The 17,936-nt window shown below is 43.7% G+C and carries 15 protein-coding genes; all 15 read left to right on the top strand.

Annotation, left to right across the window (positions count from 1 at the left end; genetic code table 11):
• The first annotated feature begins 91 nt into the window (after positions 1 to 91).
• The gene (locus HXT58_RS05120; protein WP_004574116.1) at positions 92 to 1,525 is read left to right on the top strand and encodes a hypothetical protein; all 1,434 of its coding nucleotides are present in this window, start codon (positions 92 to 94) and stop codon (positions 1,523 to 1,525) included.
• Positions 1,526 to 1,636: 111 nt separating this feature from the next.
• On the top strand, positions 1,637 to 2,971 hold the full coding sequence (locus tag HXT58_RS05115) for a C1 family peptidase (RefSeq protein ID WP_101885870.1): 1,335 nt from the start codon (positions 1,637 to 1,639) through the stop codon (positions 2,969 to 2,971).
• Between the two features lie 266 nt (positions 2,972 to 3,237).
• Positions 3,238 to 4,419, top strand: a complete 1,182-nt coding sequence (locus HXT58_RS05110; protein ID WP_004574114.1) for a 3-deoxy-7-phosphoheptulonate synthase — start codon at positions 3,238 to 3,240, stop codon at positions 4,417 to 4,419.
• A gap of 113 nt (positions 4,420 to 4,532) precedes the next feature.
• Positions 4,533 to 5,030 carry a hypothetical protein gene (locus tag HXT58_RS05105; protein WP_004105595.1) on the top strand — a complete coding sequence of 166 codons (498 nt, stop codon included), beginning with the start codon at positions 4,533 to 4,535 and terminating at the stop codon, positions 5,028 to 5,030.
• Positions 5,023 to 5,733, top strand: a complete 711-nt coding sequence (gene mtnN / locus HXT58_RS05100) for a 5'-methylthioadenosine/S-adenosylhomocysteine nucleosidase (RefSeq protein WP_004105593.1) — start codon at positions 5,023 to 5,025, stop codon at positions 5,731 to 5,733. Before HXT58_RS05105 ends, mtnN begins: the two co-directional genes overlap by 8 nt.
• 206 nt (positions 5,734 to 5,939) lie before the next feature.
• Positions 5,940 to 7,166 (top strand): phosphate ABC transporter substrate-binding protein PstS, encoded by a 1,227-nt coding sequence (gene pstS, locus HXT58_RS05095; RefSeq protein WP_064340545.1) that lies wholly within the window; start codon positions 5,940 to 5,942, stop codon positions 7,164 to 7,166.
• Positions 7,167 to 7,272: 106 nt separating this feature from the next.
• Entirely contained in the window at positions 7,273 to 8,220 is a 948-nt protein-coding gene (gene pstC, locus HXT58_RS05090) for a phosphate ABC transporter permease subunit PstC (RefSeq protein ID WP_410295785.1), read from the top strand.
• The gene (pstA, locus tag HXT58_RS05085; RefSeq protein ID WP_004574111.1) at positions 8,221 to 9,273 is read left to right on the top strand and encodes a phosphate ABC transporter permease PstA; all 1,053 of its coding nucleotides are present in this window, start codon (positions 8,221 to 8,223) and stop codon (positions 9,271 to 9,273) included.
• Between the two features lie 77 nt (positions 9,274 to 9,350).
• On the top strand, positions 9,351 to 10,130 hold the full coding sequence (gene pstB, locus HXT58_RS05080) for a phosphate ABC transporter ATP-binding protein PstB (protein ID WP_410294590.1): 780 nt from the start codon (positions 9,351 to 9,353) through the stop codon (positions 10,128 to 10,130).
• A gap of 253 nt (positions 10,131 to 10,383) precedes the next feature.
• Positions 10,384 to 11,787: an NCS2 family permease gene (locus HXT58_RS05075; protein WP_004105579.1), complete on the top strand. Its 1,404-nt coding sequence runs from the start codon at positions 10,384 to 10,386 to the stop codon at positions 11,785 to 11,787.
• Positions 11,788 to 12,178: 391 nt separating this feature from the next.
• On the top strand, positions 12,179 to 12,700 hold the full coding sequence (gene rplJ, locus HXT58_RS05070) for a 50S ribosomal protein L10 (protein ID WP_004105577.1): 522 nt from the start codon (positions 12,179 to 12,181) through the stop codon (positions 12,698 to 12,700).
• A 97-nt stretch (positions 12,701 to 12,797) separates the two neighbouring features.
• Positions 12,798 to 13,178, top strand: coding sequence for a 50S ribosomal protein L7/L12 (gene rplL, locus HXT58_RS05065; protein ID WP_004105575.1), 381 nt, complete (start codon positions 12,798 to 12,800; stop codon positions 13,176 to 13,178).
• Between the two features lie 587 nt (positions 13,179 to 13,765).
• Positions 13,766 to 14,533 (top strand): hypothetical protein, encoded by a 768-nt coding sequence (locus tag HXT58_RS05060; protein WP_004574110.1) that lies wholly within the window; start codon positions 13,766 to 13,768, stop codon positions 14,531 to 14,533.
• 475 nt (positions 14,534 to 15,008) lie between these two features.
• Positions 15,009 to 15,899, top strand: a complete 891-nt coding sequence (locus HXT58_RS05055; protein WP_100066575.1) for an Abi family protein — start codon at positions 15,009 to 15,011, stop codon at positions 15,897 to 15,899.
• Between the two features lie 530 nt (positions 15,900 to 16,429).
• Positions 16,430 to 17,638, top strand: a complete 1,209-nt coding sequence (locus HXT58_RS05050) for a hypothetical protein (protein ID WP_004574108.1) — start codon at positions 16,430 to 16,432, stop codon at positions 17,636 to 17,638.
• Positions 17,639 to 17,936 lie beyond the last annotated feature (298 nt).

Below are 17,936 nucleotides of genomic sequence, written 5' to 3'. Positions count from 1 at the left end.
GAGTGTTTTTTGCTTGTAAGTGATAGCGTTGATTCTGATGGTGTAGCACAGCGTTTTGTGCAGCTGTGTGGGGGCTTGTGAAAGGAATATTATGGTGGCTGATTTATTCCCAACCGCGTTGCGTGGGTACGATAAAGACAAGGTAAATGAAGCATTTGCAAACTATGAGCGTACTATTTCTCGTCTGCGTGAACAAGTGCGTTCAAGTGATGAATCAATTTTGCAATTACAAGCGCAATTGCAAGAAGAAAAAAATAATGTAAAACGTGCCAAAAGCGGAAATACTTTTGCGTCTTTAGGTGCAAATGCGCAACAATTGCTGGCATCTGCAGAGCAAACTAGTTCTCAATTGCTTGAGCGCGCTAAGCAAGATGCTGCATCAATTAAAAAGAATGCACAAGCACAAGCCGGAACTTTGCTGAACAATGCAAAGCTGGATGCTGCACATTTAATGCAAGAAGCACAAACTAAAGCAGACACAATGCTTTCCAATGCCACGCAAAAGTCGACACAACTTATGCAAGCTGCGCAAGAAGATTCTGCACGTTTGCGCGATACTACTGCTAAAGATGTGCAAGCTCAAAAAGACGCTGCAGAATTAGCTTTACAAAACGCTCAAGAAGAACATACAAAGCGTATGGCTTCAGAGCGCGCGCAACAAGAAAGCAGTATTTCGCAACTTAAGTCGGAAGCTGCTCAAAAAATTGCTGAGCAGCGTGCGGCTGCAAACGAAGAGATTGCGCGTGCTAAGGCTGAAACAAACGATCAGATTGAATCTGCTCTCGCTGAAGCAAATAAAAAGCTTGCTGATATGCGCGAACACGCTTCGAAGATGATGGCTGACGCACAGCGCAAAGCTGGCGAAATTACGGATGCTGCTGCCGCTAAAGCTCAAGAAATTGCAGATGATGCTCAAGTTGAACGTACGCGTACGTTAAGCCAAGTTAGTGCAGAAGTTGAGCAGATTCGCGCAGATATTGCTGCTCAACAGGAGGAAGCTACAAAGAAAGTCAATGCCTTGCTTTCTGGCTTGAAAGAGAAAGAAAGTGCAGCTCAGGAAGAAGCAGATGCTTTGGTTGCTCGCGCAAAAACTGTTCATCAAGAAGCTGACGAATATGCAGCGCAAACGCATCAGGCTGCGGATAGTCAGGCTGCTGATATTGTGCGCAAAGCTATGCAGGAGGCGACTGCTCAGGTTGAAGAGCGTAGAGCTGCAGCACAACAAGAGCTTGATGGCATGACGACTCGATTAACCCAATTGCAGCATCGTGAGGCAACTATTACGCAGCGAGTTACGGAATTGCGCTCGCTGTTTGCGAATGCTTTCTCTGGATTTGATTTTGGAGATGCTCAACAAAACCAACAAGTTGCGCAAGCTTCTGACGATAATGAGGATTCGGCGAATGCTCAATCTTCTGCGGATGCGAAGCAGGCTCAGCGAGATGTTCAAGCTGCGTTGGCTGAATCTGAGGAAGCTAGTGAAGCTAACGAGTCTCAAGAAAACCAAGACACAGATAATCAATAAAGAAAATATTATAAAATTTGTAGATTGGCTTAAGTATCGTACGTTAGAATGTGCTGGTATTTGAATAAATATTTGAAATAAATATTGATAATTAACAGGAAAGGTAGCATTGTGACTGAAATCACTGCTCTAACTGATGAAAAATTACAAGGTTTGCGTGAGGATTTTGACGCAAATCCTTTAAACCGTTTAGCTATGAATGGTGTGACTGCTGCTGGTATTGATAAAGTCGCGCGTAATTATGATCGTGCGCGCTTATTGCAGCGTCGTTTTTCTACCATTGTTGATAACGGAGATGCAACACATCAGGATCGTTCTGGCCGTTGCTGGCTGTTTAGCTCGTTGAACGTGGCTCGTTTCATTGCGAAGAAATCCCTTGGATTGAAGGAATTTGAGTTTTCTCAGAACTACGCAATGTACTACGACAAGCTTGAGCGAATTAACTACTTCTTGAAGGATGTTGCTGCTTTGGTGCGTGCAGGTGAGCCTTCAGATTCTCGTTTGATTCAGCATTTGTTGCATGACGTTATGGGCGATGGCGGTCAGTGGACCATGGCTATGAACGTTTACAAGAAGTATGGTGCTGTTCCTAAGGATTTGTTCCCAGAAACCGCTTCTTCTAAGAATACTGGTGCTATGAATACGCAGTTGCGTGCGCTTTTGCATACTGCTGTTGCTCATATGTATGCGAATGCCACTGAAATTGATGAGATTATTGCGGATGCTACTGCTGCAGGTCACAGGATTTTGACAATTCACTTGGGTGAGCCACCTAAGAGCTTCGATTGGGAGTGGACTGATGGCGACGGCAAGTTCCATCGCGATGGTGAGATTACGCCAGTTGAGTTCTGGAAGAAGTACGTGAATGCTGGTCTTGAGGATTATGTGTGCTTGGTTGACGATCCTCGCGCTGAACATCCTAAGGGCAAGAAAATTGCTATTGAGCACTTGGGTAATGTTGCTGGCGGAGACGCAACCGAATATTTGAACGTGCCAAACCAGTTTATGAAGGATTGCGTGCGTAAGATTTTGGTTGAGAAGGGCATTCCAGTGTGGTTTGGTGCCGACTGCCATCCTATGATGGATCGCGAGAATGGCGCTTGGGCTACTGATTTGTTCGAGTATGGTCGCGTTTATGGCGTTGATTTTGATTTGGATAAGGAAGCGCGTGTGCGTTTTGCTGATTCTGCCATGAATCACGCTATGGCTTTTGCTGGTGTGGATGTTGCTGACGATGGCACTACTACTCGCCGCTGGCGCGTTGAGAACTCTTGGGGCACTGATATTGCAGATAAGGGTTACTTTACGATGAGTGACGATTGGTTTACTGAGTACGTGTATGAGGTTGCAGTGCCGAAGAATCTGCTTCCGGAAGAATATCGCAAAGCCCTAGAAGAACCAGCAATTGTTTTGCCGGCGTGGGATCCAATGGGCGCTTTGGCTTAGCTTAAGCGCATTGGGCGCTTAAGCTAAGCCAAAGCGCCGCGCTCACTATTGCGAAAAGCACAGTGTGCTTTTCGCGTGAGCGCGGCGGTGCTTGCATCTTTATTCAAGATGCAAGCACCGACCACATCAAATGTGGTTGTGCTTTCAACGCAAGCTCGGCGGTGTTCTCGTCTTTATCTTAAGACGAGAACACCGACCACACCAAGTTAGGTTAACTCTTTGCGCAAGCGCGGCGGTGCGCGTTTTGTTTTATAGGATGGTGACAAATGTCTTCTGCAGCTGAGCAGCGTACTTCCCGCGCGGTAAAGAAGGAGGTTGAGGAGGGGCGCAACCCTCTTAACTCTGCGAAGTTCCAGCGCTGGGAGGACCAGGTTGGTGTGGATCGCATTATTAACCGCCGCGTGCTTGAGCTGGAGCCGCTGCCGACTCCTGCTCAGGTGCTTGGCGAGTTGCCATTGTCGTCGTATGCGCAGGATATTGTTGCGCAGTCGCGTGATGAGATTCGTGGCTGTTTGAATGGCGACGACGATCGCCTTCTTGTTATTGTGGGCCCGTGTTCTGTGCATGATCCTAAGGCTGCTCTTGATTATGCGAATCGTTTGGCTAAGTTGCGTTCGGAGCTCGAAGATGAGCTTCTTATTGTTATGCGCGTGTATTTTGAAAAGCCGCGCACAGCTCTTGGCTGGAAAGGTTTGATTAACGACCCGGATATTGATGGAACGCATGATATTCATAAGGGTTTGTTGCTTGCGCGTAAGACTTTGCTCGGCGTGTTGGATGCTGGTTTGGCTGCTGCTACTGAATTTTTGGAGCCGACTAGCCCTCAGTTTATTGCGGATGCTGTGAGCTGGGGTGCGATTGGTGCGCGTAATACGGAGTCTCAGATTCATCGTCAGCTTGCTAGTGGTCTTTCTATGCCGGTTGGTTTTAAGAATGCTACGGATGGTTCCGTTTCTGCGGCTGTAAATGGCTGCTTAGCTGCGAGCCAGCATCATACGTTCTTTGGTATTGATCATCTTGGTCGCGCTTGTGCTGTGCAGACTCTTGGCAACCCTGATTGTCACGTGGTTTTGCGCGGTTCTAGTAAAGGTCCTAATTATGATGCTGCGTCGGTTGCTTCTGCTGTTGCTTCGATTCGTTTGCGCTTGGGCACTGGTTGTATGGCTTCTAACGGCGTGGTTGTGGATTGTTCGCATGGTAATTCTGGCAAGGATGAGCGTCGCCAGATTGAGGTTGTGCGTGAGATTGCAGATCGTTTGGCTGATGGCGAGCAGGGTATTAAGGGCGTTATGATGGAGAGCTTCTTGCAGGGTGGCAATCAAGATCCTGCTCCTCTTAGCGAGCTTGAATACGGCAAGTCTATTACAGATCGTTGCATTTCTTGGGAAGATACTGCCAATTTGCTAAGAATTTTAGCTAAATCTGTAGCAACTCGCCGTAGAGCTTAGAGATTAGAGATTGTAGTAAGATAATCTCAATTAATTTCTACTTGGCTTATATTCCTTACTGTATTTGCCGCCTATTTTTGCATTATATTTTGCGTACAAGGGAGTGTGTTGAAATGTATAACAAAGACTTGAATAAAGCTAATAAAGCGAATAAAGGTTTTATGTGTAAAGCATTACCGGTGGTGCGTTATATATTGTTAGCTTTGATTTACAACGGTGTGCTTTTGTTGGCTCTTGCATGGTATCGTGGCACGCATAGCGCTGGGTATACGCTTGTTACGTTTTCTGCTTTGTGGTTTAGCGTTTTTATGCCGTTTGTAACTGGAATTGCTTTAATTGTTTTTGCTAGCGGATGGCGTCGCATTGTTGGTACTTTAGTTTGTGTGCTTCTTATAGCTGGATTTTTTGCTTTTCTTGCTTTGCAGGATCAAATTATTGCGTTTTTCAATGTTCCTGTTGTGAATCCTTGGTTTGATTTTACGTGCGGAGCATTGCTGAAGATTGCGACTTTGACTTTTGTTATTATGACTTTAGTATGCGTGTTTTTGGTTAAGAATAACGATAAATGCGTAAGTAGCGAAGTAAAAAAGGATGATTCTGCTAATGCCTAGTACTGAGAAAATTACGAAAGTCGCTGTTGTCGGTGCTTTAGAGGAAGAAGTTGCACATATTGCTAGCGCGCTTGAAAACGTGACTCACGATAAGTCTGCAAGTCTTGATGTATCTTGCGGCACTCTTGACTCGGCGAATGGCAGTAAAATCGAAGTTGCAGCTACGGTTGGCGGAATGGGCTTAGTAAATGCTGCTGCAACTGTGCAGTATCTTATTGACACATACAATCCTCAAGCTGTAATTTTTTCTGGAATTGCAGGAAATCTTAATAAAAATTTGCATACGAACGATGTTGTTCTTGGAAAGACTGTAAAATATCTCGATACTGATATGCGTCTAATCGGTCAGTGGAAGCCGTTTGCAAGCGAATTTCATTCGGATGATTACTTGCTTAAAGTAGCTAGCAATGTATTAACTGACATGAAAATCACGCATATTGCTGGAACGATTGCGTCCGGCGGATATTTTGTTGATTCGCAAGAAAAAGTTGCGGAAGTAATTGCAGCTACTAAAGCAGATGCAGTTGAAATGGAAGGTGCTGCTGTCTTGCATGTTGCTGCTCGTAATGACGTTCCTGCGCTTATTGTGCGCGCAATGAGTGATAATGCAGACACTGAATACGAAACTTTCCGCGCTTTCGATATTTCCGAATACGCGGACACTGCTGCAAAAATTACTGTAAATATAATTCGCAATTTGTGACATTTCGACACGCCGATGTAGTCGCCGACCTTCATTTTGCTTAGGTCGCGTCAAATATAACGCCAAATACCGCCGTTTTTGATACCCACTTTATTTTTGCCGGTGAGGTTTTACCCACCTGTTTACGATGGTTGCGTTAATAAAAAAAGATAGGGATTAATTAAGAAAATGCGCCCAATTCGCAATACGGCTATAGGAACGCGAAAATGTGGTGGGGCGCAAGGCAATTCTTCGCGAAAGGAAAGAAGAATATGCGTAACGATATGAATAAGTCAAATATGAATAAATTTAATATGAATAAAAGCGCACTTAAGTTCCGTAGTATTGCTGCTGCGGCGCTCACTTTCGGCTTGTGCGCAACTTGCGCTGCTTGCGGCGACAATAGTCCAGCGGGCAGCAACAACGCAACCGGAGCGCAGAATGCAAAAATTTCCGGCAATTTCCAAGGCTCGGGTGCTTCTTCCCAGCAGGTTGCAATGGAAGCGTGGATTGCAGGATTCCAATCTAAAAATCCGGGTGCAAAAATTGCCTACAATCCAACCGGTTCTGGTGCTGGTGTTACCACTTTTATGACAGGAGCCACGGCTTGGGCTGGTTCAGACAAAGCGTTGAGTAACGACGAAGTTGAAAAGTCTAAGTCGGTTTGTGCTCATGGAACTACGGCTTTCGACGTGCCTGTGTATGTTTCACCAATTGCGATTATTTTCAACCTTAAAGGTGTTTCTGATGCTGGCAAGCATATTAATTTGGACGCTTCGACGATTGCTAAAATTTTCGACGGAAAAATTACGCGCTGGAATGATGACGATATCAAGAAGCAGAATCCTAAGCTAAAGCTTCCAGACACCCCGATTACTGTTGTTCACCGCTCCGATAAGTCTGGCACAACGCAGAATTTCTTAAGCTATGTGAAGGATGCGGCTCCAGACGATTGGTCGCACGATCTTAGCGAAAACTGGCCAAATAGCGTCGGTCAAGGCGCAAAGGGAACTTCGGGCGTTGTATCTACTATTCGCATGGCGAATGGTGCGATTGGTTACGCTGATTTTTCACAGGTCGGTAAGCTCGGCACTGTTGCAGTGAAAGTGGGGGATACTTACAATGAGATTTCTCCGGAAGCTGCTTCTAAAACTTTAGCTGATTCTGAAATTGACGCAGACGCTTCTGCAAAATATCCTAATCGCGTTGTTATGAAAATTAATCACAATACGCAATCTAAGGGCGCTTATCCAATTGTGTTAGTTTCTTACGATATTGCTTGCCCGGTTTATAAAGATGCAGGAACTGCTCGATTTGTGAAGTCTTGGCTGAGCTACGTAACTAGCGCGGAAGGGCAGAATGCTGCTTCTTCTGCTGCTGGAACAGCTCCACTTCCACAAAATTTGGTAAGCAAAATTAACGCATCGATTAAGTCTGTTAAAACAGGAAAATAAAAACTTTACAAACTGGTATTATGAACGTATCGGTTATAAAGGAGAATGATTGAGTTCTACGAAAAATGCGAAAGCAGTCGCGAATAGTGCAAACGAAACTGCTAAAATTTCTGAGAGCAATAGAAAAAATTATGTTGGCACTCATCTTGCAGACCGTCTTTTTAAAGGCGTGGCTGCAGGCTGCGGCATGCTAATTTTGCTTGTTCTTACGGCAGTTGCAGTATTTCTGCTGTTTTGTGCTTTGCCGTTAATAAGTGGAAATCACGATCAAGTAAGTCATGTGTTTGCTGATTTTACTGGTGGTAAGGCACATGATTTTATAAGCTATGTGTCTCCGCTTATTTTTGGCACAGTGCTTATGTCTGCGCTCGCGCTGCTGTTCGCATTTTTTGTGGCAATTGGTATTGCTCTATTTATTTCTTATTATGCACCTAAAAAAATTGTTCTGCTTTTCAGTGGAGTAATTGATTTGCTTGCGGCAATTCCATCCGTAATCTATGGTTTGTGGGGCGGATTGGTTTTGGTTCCAGCTATGTATCCTTTCTGGGATTGGGTTTCTAAACTTTTTGGCTGGATTCCGTTATTTTCTGGTCCGGCGGCTAATCCTTCTCGTTCTGCTGCTACAGTTGCATTAGTTTTGGCTGTGATGATTTTGCCGATTATTACTTCTATGGCTCGCGATATTTTCCAGCAGGCTCCGCGTTTGCAGCAAGAAGGTGCGCTTGCGCTTGGCGCTACAAAGTGGGAGATGATTAGATTAGCGGTTCTGCCGTTTGCAAAGTCTGGTATTGTGTCGGCTTCTATGCTTGGGCTGGGTCGTGCTTTAGGCGAAACGATGGCAGTTTTGATGATTTTGTCTCCTGGATTTACTTTTGGTATCAATATTTTCAAGGCTTCTCAAAATCAAACTATCGCAGCAAATATTGCAGCGCAGTATCCGGAAGCAAACGGACTTGGCGTAAGTGCGCTTATTGCAACCGGCTTAGTTTTGTTCGTTATTTCTTTTGCAGTCAACTTTATTGCTCGCAAAATCACAGGAAAGGCGGGCGCATAAATGGGGAATCAAATTAATAATATTGAAGTGCTTAGCGAGAATACTTTTGCCGAAAAGTCTGTCGAAAGTTCTGTTGAGAATTCCGCAGAAAATTCCGCAGCTCCGGTTATTGACTTCAACAAATTCCGCCCAACTCGCTCACACATAGCTGCGCGCAAACGTAAAGACATGCTTATGCGCGTGCTGATTTTCTTATCTTTTGTTGTGGCACTTATTCCGCTTATTTCTTTGCTTTTAACAACCATTATTAATGGTATTAAGCGCTTGAATTTTGATTTTCTCACTCATAACATGACTTACGTTGTGGGCGGAAATGCTACTGGAACTGGCGGTTATGGCGGAATTTTGCACGCGATTATTGGAACTCTTGAAATAACGCTAGGAGCTATGGTTATTTCAATTCCGATTGGTTTAATGTGTGCTGTTTATTTGGTTGAGTATTCTCGCGGAAACAAAATTTCGCGCATAATTAATCTGCTTGTTGACGTTATGAGTGGTATTCCGTCTATTGTTGCTGGCTTGTTTGCGTTTTCAATGTTTGCTTTTCTTGCTGGCCCAGGTACAATCAATGGTTTTGAAGGATCTGTGGCTCTTTCTCTTCTTATGATTCCAACAGTTGTGAAGTCTTCTCAAGAAATGCTAAAAATTGTGCCTAACGATTTGCGCGAGGCATCTCTTGCTTTGGGAGTTACTCAGCAGCGCACAATTACAAAAATCGTTTTGCGCACTGCTCTTCCGGGAATTGTGTCTGGATGTATTCTTGCGGTTGCGCGCGTTATTGGTGAAACTGCGCCACTTCTTATGGCTTCAGGCTTTATTGCTTCAACGAATCTCAATTTATTTGACGGGCAAATGACGACTTTGCCGGTGTACGTTTACCAAGAATATTCCAAACTTTCTGCGAATTGCCCAGCTAATGCGCCGACTTCTTGCATAACGTCAATTCCGATGGAGCGCTCGTGGGCTGCAGCTTTAACGCTTATTGTGTTGGTGTTGTTGCTAAATATTTTGGGGCGAATTGTAGCTCGAGTGTTTTCTGTAAAAGCGAGATAAAGCGAAATAAAGTAAAGCAAAGCGAAGCGAAATAAAGCAAAGCAAAACGAATTAAATTTTTAGAAAGTGAGCATAAAATGGGTCAGCGAATTGATGTGAAGCATCTGAATATTTATTATGGCGATTTTCTTGCTGTAGAAGATGTGAATATTAATATTGAGCCAAATAAAGTGACGGCTTTTATCGGACCTTCCGGATGTGGAAAATCAACAGTTTTGCGCACCTTAGACCGCATGCACGAAATCACTCCGGGCGCGCGAGTAGAAGGACAGGTGCTTCTTGAAGGCCGCGATTTATATGGCAAAGATGTGGATCCTGTGGCTGTCCGCCGCGATGTTGGCATGGTTTTCCAGCGCCCAAATCCTTTCCCAACAATGTCTATTCGCGAAAACGTGCTTGCTGGAGTTCGTTTGAATAATCGTAAAATTGCTAAGAGTGATGCTGACGATTTAATTGAGTGGGCTTTGCGAGGCGCGAACTTGTGGAATGAAGTTAAGGATCGCTTAGATAAGCCGGGTATTGGTCTTTCTGGCGGTCAGCAGCAGCGACTTTGCATTGCTAGGGCTGTGGCTGTGCATCCGCAAGTTTTACTTATGGATGAGCCTTGCTCAGCTCTTGACCCTATTTCTACGTTGGCTGTAGAAGATTTGATTAATGAGCTTAAAAACGATTACACGATTGTGATCGTGACGCATAATATGCAACAGGCTGCGCGTGTTGCAGACTACACTGCATTCTTTAATTTGAAAGCTGTCGGGAAACCAGGTCATCTGGAATACTTCGCAGACACGACTACTATGTTCAACAATCCGCGCAACGCTGAAGCTGAGCGTTATATTTCCGGTCGTTTTGGCTGATTTGTTATATACTTTTTTGATTTCGGTGTATTTCCTTGGTCAGCACGTGCGCGTAAGGTCAGAGCTGTTCGGTTGTTCAAAGGTTTCGCAATTTTCATAATTTTATGTGAGATTTTGTGATGCCTTCGTTCATTCGACGAGTCGCAGTAACCTCTGCGTGAATGCCCAAATGTAATTGCGTACGCGATTGCTCAAGTGCTTTCGCCGCGCTTTTCTGGTCTTTTGCGCTTGTAAACCAAGGAACAGAGAGTTTATGGAAAAGTTCTTCCATCTCAAAGAAAACGGCACGAATGTATCAACGGAGATCACTGCAGGTCTCACTACATTCTTCGCAATGTCGTACATTATCATCGTAAATCCAAATGTATTAAAAGAAACTGGTATGCCATGGGGTGGCGTGTTCTTAGCAACAATTATTGCTGCTATTATTGGCACGCTTGTTATGGGCTTATTTGCTAACGTGCCTTATGCTCAGGCTGCTGGTATGGGCTTAAATGCATTCTTTACGTTCACAGTCGTAAAAGGCTTAGGCTTTAGTTGGCAGCATGCAATGTGCATGGTGTTCTTATGCGGTTTAATTAACATTATTATTACCGTTACTAAAATTCGTAAAATGATTATTCGTGCCATCCCGACTTCGTTACAACACGCAATCGGCGGTGGCATTGGTTTATTTGTGGCTTATGTTGGCATGGTGAACGTTGATTTGATTAAGTTCACTCCAAAGGATGACAAAGCTGCAAAAGTTGCGTCTCATTTTGGTGCAGCTCCTGCAATTCCAGGTCTTGCTGTTTTAAAGAACCCAGTATTGTGGTTGTTCCTCATTGGATTGCTTTTGGCAATCGTGCTTACTGTGTTGAATGTTCGTGGATCTTTGCTTATTTCCATTGTTGTTACTGCATTAATCGGTATTCCAATGGGACTTACAACCATGAGCAATTCTGTTTCAGTTTCAGAAGCTTTTAATAATTTGCCAACTACTTTCTGCGCAATATTTAGCGACAAAGGCTTCTCAACGCTGTTTGCAGACCCTTCGCGTGTTCCGCTTGTTTTGATAACGATTTTTGCATTCTCAATGTCTGATACTTTCGACACCTTGGGTACCTTCATTGGCACTGGTCGTCGTACAGGTATCTTCTCTGAGGCTGACGAAAAAGCTCTTGAAAACGGATCCGGTTTTAGTTCCAAGATGGATCGCGCTTTGTTCGCTGATTCCATCGCAACTTCTGTTGGTGCAATTTTCGGTACTTCTAATACCACTACTTATGTAGAGTCTGCTGCAGGTATTGGTGCTGGTGGTCGTACCGGTTTGACTTCCGTAGTTGTGTCTATTTGCTTCGCGCTTTCTATAGTGCTTGCTCCTGTAGTTTCCGCTGTTCCTGCTGCTGCAACTGCCGGTGTGCTTGTGGTTGTTGGTTGCATGATGGCAAGCTCTTTGAAGGAAATTGCTTGGGATGATATTTCTGAGGCAATTCCTGCATTCTTCGCTGCAGTGTTCATGGCATTCTCTTACAACATTTCTTATGGTATCGCCGCCGGCTTTATCATGTACTGCTTGGTGATGACTTGCAAGAAGCGTGCTAAAGAAGTTCATCCAATGCTTTGGATTGTTTCTTTGCTGTTCTTACTTGATTTTGTTGCTAATGCTGTGCTGTAAATGTGCATTTAATGTAAGGGTGCATTTTACAAGTAGTGAACTTGTGAAACAAAAAATATAAAAGTAAAAATTAAAAAATTAGAGGGTATGTAAATTACATGCCCTCTTTTTTATTTCTATAATATTTCTCTTGACATTGTCCTAACAGCGTATTAAAATTACCCAACGTAAACCACAGACCGTTGGTGGGATCGCGAGATTCCTGAAATTGATGTGTCATGCCAGCACAGGTTGAGCGAGGATTTATAGCGGATCTCGTTATGAGTCGAAAATTTAGCACGCTTTAGTGCTTCTTATGTTGCTCTGCCAGTGCGCAGGGCTTTTTTTATTGCCCTGTTTAATTAAGCTTGATGCGTTTCTTTCACCTACGGCCAATTTAGGAAGGAACGCCATGAAGAGGCCCGAAAAGGAAGCGGTAGTTGCCGAGCTTACGGAACTTTTCCGTAATGCAGACGCTATCTACCTCACCGAGTACCGCGGGCTTACCGTTCCGCAGATTTCTACTCTGCGCGAAAAGCTAGGCCGCGATACTTCCTACTCTGTGGCTAAGAACACGCTTGCTCGTATTGCTGCTAAGGAAGCGGGCATTGAAGGTCTCGACGAGCTTCTCGCCGGCCCAACTGCAGTCACCTTCGTTAAGGGTGATTTCATTGAGGCTGCTAAGACCTTGCGTGATTTTGCCAAAGAGAATAAAGCCCTCGTCATTAAGGGCGGTTTCGCAGATGGAACCGTTTACGATGCCGAAGGTGCAAAGCAGCTCGCCGACTTGAAGTCGCGCCCACAGTTGCTTTCCGAAATGGCCGGCGCGCTCAAGGGCACCATGTCCAAGGCCGCTTGCCTGTTCAACGCATTGCCAACCAAGGCAGTTCGTACAATCGACGCTTTGCGCGAGAAGCAGGAAAAGGCCGCTTGATTCCCTTGCAGCTTGCTGCATGAGACCAACCAAATATAAAAATGTTATGGTCGTAAGGCATAAAGTATGCCCGGCCAAGTAAGAAAGGAAGCCAATTATGGCTAAGCTCACTAACGAAGAGCTTCTTGAAGCTTTCGGTGAAATGACCCTCGTTGAGCTCTCTGAGTTCGTCAAGGCATTCGAAGATAAGTTTGATGTCGAAGCTGCTGCTCCTGTAGCCGCTGTTGCTGCTGCTCCAGCTGCTGCTGGTGCTGCTGAGGAAGAGAAGGACGAGTTTGACGTCGTTCTCACCGCTGCTGGCGATAAGAAGATTGCAGTCATCAAGGCTGTGCGTGCTTTGACCAGCCTCGGCTTGGCTGAAGCTAAGGCTCTCGTGGACGGCGCTCCAAAGGCTGTTCTCGAGAAGGCTAAGAAGGAAGATGCTGAGAAGGCTAAGGCTGCCCTCGAAGAGGCTGGCGCTTCCGTTGAACTTAAGTAGTTCTAACTTTTTGTTGCTTTGCGCGTAACGCAGTTTTATGCGTGTGTGCATAGTGAAAATTAGGCGGTAGGATTATTCCTGCCGCCTTTTTTGTTGCGTCCCAACCTTTTCTTTACTCGCGCGTAAAGTTTTTGCCGCTATTTCGCACGCAAACGACCTTTTATTTACACCGCTGTAAAGTTTTTGCCGCGTGTGATACGCGAGAAGCGGGTTGTCGGCGTGTCGCACAAGAGTGGCTATATTGCAACGGTTTTGCGGCTGGTTGGGGGAGTATTCAAGAGTTTCCTGAGAGTTTTCTGAGAAAAATCTTTAAAAACCTTGAAATTGACATTTTTACGAAAAATAACGCATAATACTGTATTTTTTATTCTTGAAAATAGTTTGACTGAAATATTTTTATAAAAATATGAATGTTTTTTGTTAATGAGTTGTGTGTTGGCTCTTGACTTTTTCGAACGGGGGGGGGTATGTTAATAGCAAACGCCGGTCGGTCCTAGTTTGACGGGCGTGTGTGGCTCCGTTTGGAGTTGCACAGCAAATTTTTCTTCGTGTACCTAGCACGAAGGAGAAGAAGAAAGGAAATTATTATGTTGAATAAGAAGGCTATCGCCGCATTTGCTGCTGGCGCCACCCTCCTCTCCGGTTTCGCTTTTGCTGCCCCAGCAATGGCTGATAGTGCGAATTTACCTCAAACAGCTATTGAGAATGCTAAGAAGCAGGAAAAGGCTGATGCAGCTGAGTTGGCTAAAAAAGTTGAAGAGAACAAAGCTAAGGAAAATAAGGCAGTTTTAGATAATCTCGATAAGTCCAAGGCTTTTGACAACTTCCTTAACGGTTCCGAAAAGGGAGACATTGTAAATGGTTCTTTGGGCACCTTGAATGGTCGTGGTGCTGCAGAGGTTTCAGCAGCTAGGTCCAAGGCTAATGAAGCTACTGCTGCTTTGAATGCTTTGAAGGCTAAGTGGGCTGATATGTTGGCTCAGGCTGATTATCTTGACGCTGAAGGTGAACATGAAGCTGCTGCTGCTTTGCGTAAGGCTTACTACACTAATGTTCCATTCTTAGATAGTATTTCTGCTGCTACTAAGAATGAGAAGGAAGCCAAGGATGAGCTTGCTAAAGCTGAGAAGGCTTACAAGGAAAGTAAGGAACGCTTTGCTAAGTTCTTGAACAATCTTGGTGGCAAGAAGGCTGATGTTAAGAAGTCTGATAAGAAGTCTGATAAGAAGTCTGCTGCTAAGACCCCAGTTGCTGCTGCTCCATTGGCTAAGACCGGTGCTGCTGTAGCTTTGGCTGCTGTTGCTGCTTCCGTGCTTGCTGGCATGGGTGCTGCTCTTCGCAAGATTCGTCACTAAGCTGTTAGCACATTAAGTGTGTTGATTGTTTAATGATTTGTGAGCGTGCTGTATGTAAGTATGGTGCGCTCACTTGTTAAATCTTTCACTCAACGTGCCGTAAATACTGTTCAGTGTTTTGCGGCGAGTTGCTTGTAGGCTGTTTCATAATTTTACTGTTTTGCCAGATCTCTTTCTTGACAGTGGGATTGTGGTATGGTTTGTGAGTGGGACTGTTGAGTGTAAGGCTGGTTTATTTTTAGGGAGATAGGCCAGTTTATTAAGGGCTTGGGTTTAGTGCTTTTATTTGGTACTTATTCTCCGAGCCCTTTTCTTTGTATTTACGTACTTATTTACTTACTTGCTTACCTACCTATCTACTTAGACACTTACTCTTTTTGCTTTTCCTATTCTTTCTTATACTTGAATCATTAAAGGAAAATAAATAGTTTTCTTAGTTATTTAGATTATTTTGCTTATGGATAGGTGGTGTTTCATGTTACAGACAGAGCAACTTATAGATAAGCTAAAAGGTAAGGGTGTTACTTTTCAAAAATGTACAATTAAGGATGCTATTTCATTTTTGAATGAGCATAATTATTATGTTAAGGTCACTGCCTATAAAACCAATTTTCATAAGCATAATGGTAAATATGTGGGTCTTGATTTTATGGCTCTAAAAGATTTATCTACTATTGATATGTATTTACGACGTTGGATTATTAGTGCAAGTCTTAGCGTGGAACATTCTTTAAAAGTTAATATATTAAAAAATATACAAGAAAAAAATATTGATGAATTCAGTATAGTAAGTGAATATATCGCAAAGTATCCACGCATTATAACAGAGCTTAATAACAGACGTTCTACTGCGTATGTAAAGACTATATTGGGTAAATATACTCACCCCAAGTATCCTATATATGTTTTTCTGGAAGTGATTCCATTTGGAGAATTTGTTAATTTTTATAAGTATTACTGTTCAAAGTATGAATATAATGAATTTAATTGTACATTGTTGGATAGCATAAGGAATATACGAAATGCTGCCGCTCATAGCAATTGTATTATTCATGATTTAACGAATAAAGATGGTTTTTACAATAGTTATTTAGCTTCTAGACTTGTTGAATTATTGCCTGATATAAGAAAAAGGACTATTCAAAACCGATTAAAAAATAACTGTGTGCAAGATTTTATTTCGCTGCTTATTGCGGTGGATGATGTTATAAAAAGTGAGGATTTGAAGAATCATTGTTTACAGGAAATCAAAGAATTGTTTGACGGTAGGATGATTAGTAATAGGGACTTGTATAAGTCATCTACATCAGTGCAACAGATGTATACTTTTTGTAAAGAGATTGTATATAATGTACAGCCATCATAGTAATTTATTAGATACGATTTGAAAACGAAAGTTTTGCGGGCGATGCATTTATGCGTCGCCCGATTTTTTTTATTTGCTGGGTTATAGGCCAAGAAGCGGTATTGTTTTTGTATGAACGTAGAGGAACTGCCGCGCGCGTCATGTAAAAGTGGGTTGTTGGCGTGTCGCGGGGGAATGGCGGTTTTGCAACGGTTTTGCGGCTGGTTGGGGGAGTATTCAAGAGTTTCCTGAGAGTTTTCTGAGAAAAATCTTTAAAAACCTTGAAATTGACATTTTTACGAAAAATAATGCGTAATACTGTATTTTTTACTTTTAAAAATAGTTTGACTGAAATATTTCCGTAAAAATATAAATGTTTTTTATTAATGAGTTGTGCGTCTGCTCTTGACTTTTTCGAACGGGGGGGGGGTATGTTAATAGCAAACGCCGGTCAGTCCTAGTTTGACGGGCGTGTGTGGCTCCGGTTGGAGTTACACAGCAAATTTTTCTTCGTGTACCTAGCACGAAGGAGAAGAAGAAAGGAAAATATTATGTTGAATAAGAAGGCTATCGCCGCATTCGCTGCTGGCGCCACCCTCCTCTCCGGTTTCGCTTTTGCTGCCCCAGCAATGGCTAATGTTAACGTTCCAGATTGCCCAGTAAATAGGGAAGAATGGAATCTTAAGAGCAAGAATGAGTCTATCGCTGCTCTAGCTCTTGATGAGTACAATACTGCTAAGGCTGCTATTCCAGCTGTTCCACAAGAGCCACAAGAGCCAACTAAGGCTGAAGTTAAGGCTTTGTACGAAGCTGATGGCAATGCTGGCAAGCTTAAGATGAAGACTCCTCTTCCTAATGGCACCAAGCCAGAAGATGCTGCAGCTGCTCAGACATATGTAAATCTGAAGAACAAGTATGTTGAAGACAAGGCAACCTACGATGCTAAGGTGACTGATGCTAATAATGCTCATGCCAAGTATCTCAAGGCTTTGGACAACGTTAATAACTGCTCTAACCCAGATCCAACTGAGGATCAGATTAAGAGGGCTCTTATTAACAAGGTTCGTCTTGCTAAGATGAACTTGGACAATAAGGATGATGAACTTGCTGTTGCTAAGAATAAGTTCAATGATGCTTATAAGGCTTTGGTTGCTGCTCTTGCTGAGTTCAATGCACGCGTGAATGCTTTCAATGATGCTCAGGAAAAGCTCAATGCATTCTTGACTTCTGGTACGAATGATTCTGCTACCGAGACTCGTTTGCGTGATGCTGTGGACCGCGCTAAGGCTCATCTTGTCCGTGCAATGAATGCTCTTGACAAGGCTACTGCCGACTATAATGCTGCTTTGGCTGCTGCCAAGGCTGCTGTAAAGGCTTATAATGAGGCTTTGGCTCTTTACAAGGCTGTTTACAATGAGGCTGTTGCTGCCGGTGTGAACCCATCTTTGTTGCCACCAGTTGTGACTTCTGATCCTTTGGCTCCAACATTCCCAGCTGTTCCTGGTTTGAAGCATGCTTATGCTTCTGCTATGAGCGGTAAGTTTGGTAAGGAAGTTCAGGCTGCTGCTAAGCAGGGTCAGAAGGGTAAGGATACCAAGGCTTCTGCTCAGCAGAACAACAATGCTAACGGTGCTGCCGCTGGTGCTAATGGTGCCGCTGCTGCTGGTTTAGCTAAGACTGGTGCTGCTGTAGCTATGGCTGCTGTTGCTGCTTCTGTGCTTGCTGGCATGGGTGCTGCTCTTCGCAAGATCCGTCACTAAGCTAAAAGCTGATTCAGCGATGAATCATTTGGGCTTTAGCTTATTGGTTGATTGCTGAGTCGGTTTTACTGTGAATTACTTAGTCTAGTGTGCTAAAAGGTGCGCTAGACTAAGTGCTTTTATAAAAATTTTGTGCTTGGCACGCTGTGTAGATCTTTTAGTTTTATACAGCAATTACTTGGTTTGCGTTTGCTTGTTGATATGGTTTGCCAAATTTCCTTTTTTACTATTGATTCAGGCTTCGTTAACCGATTAATGCTGAGCGCTTTGCGTTGTTGCTTTCCGCTAGGGACGGTTG

Origin of the sequence: Gardnerella sp. KA01000, assembly GCF_049244035.1 — a bacterium.
GTDB classification, from domain to species: Bacteria; Actinomycetota; Actinomycetes; order Actinomycetales; family Bifidobacteriaceae; genus Bifidobacterium; species Bifidobacterium leopoldii.
Note: the sequence above shows the minus strand (reverse complement) of the source record. Positions and strands in the feature narration are given on the sequence as shown.

Coding starts and splice junctions, on each gene's coding strand:
- HXT58_RS05120 (WP_004574116.1), top strand. CDS start 92: ATGGTGGCTGATTTATTCCCAACCGCGTTGCGTGGGTACGATAAAGAC.
- HXT58_RS05060 (WP_004574110.1), top strand. CDS start 13,766: ATGTTGAATAAGAAGGCTATCGCCGCATTTGCTGCTGGCGCCACCCTC.
- HXT58_RS05055 (WP_100066575.1), top strand. CDS start 15,009: ATGTTACAGACAGAGCAACTTATAGATAAGCTAAAAGGTAAGGGTGTT.
- HXT58_RS05050 (WP_004574108.1), top strand. CDS start 16,430: ATGTTGAATAAGAAGGCTATCGCCGCATTCGCTGCTGGCGCCACCCTC.
- pstB (WP_410294590.1), top strand. CDS start 9,351: ATGGGTCAGCGAATTGATGTGAAGCATCTGAATATTTATTATGGCGAT.
- rplJ (WP_004105577.1), top strand. CDS start 12,179: ATGAAGAGGCCCGAAAAGGAAGCGGTAGTTGCCGAGCTTACGGAACTT.
- HXT58_RS05075 (WP_004105579.1), top strand. CDS start 10,384: ATGGAAAAGTTCTTCCATCTCAAAGAAAACGGCACGAATGTATCAACG.
- pstS (WP_064340545.1), top strand. CDS start 5,940: ATGTGGTGGGGCGCAAGGCAATTCTTCGCGAAAGGAAAGAAGAATATG.
- HXT58_RS05105 (WP_004105595.1), top strand. CDS start 4,533: ATGTATAACAAAGACTTGAATAAAGCTAATAAAGCGAATAAAGGTTTT.
- rplL (WP_004105575.1), top strand. CDS start 12,798: ATGGCTAAGCTCACTAACGAAGAGCTTCTTGAAGCTTTCGGTGAAATG.
- mtnN (WP_004105593.1), top strand. CDS start 5,023: ATGCCTAGTACTGAGAAAATTACGAAAGTCGCTGTTGTCGGTGCTTTA.
- HXT58_RS05110 (WP_004574114.1), top strand. CDS start 3,238: ATGTCTTCTGCAGCTGAGCAGCGTACTTCCCGCGCGGTAAAGAAGGAG.
- pstA (WP_004574111.1), top strand. CDS start 8,221: ATGGGGAATCAAATTAATAATATTGAAGTGCTTAGCGAGAATACTTTT.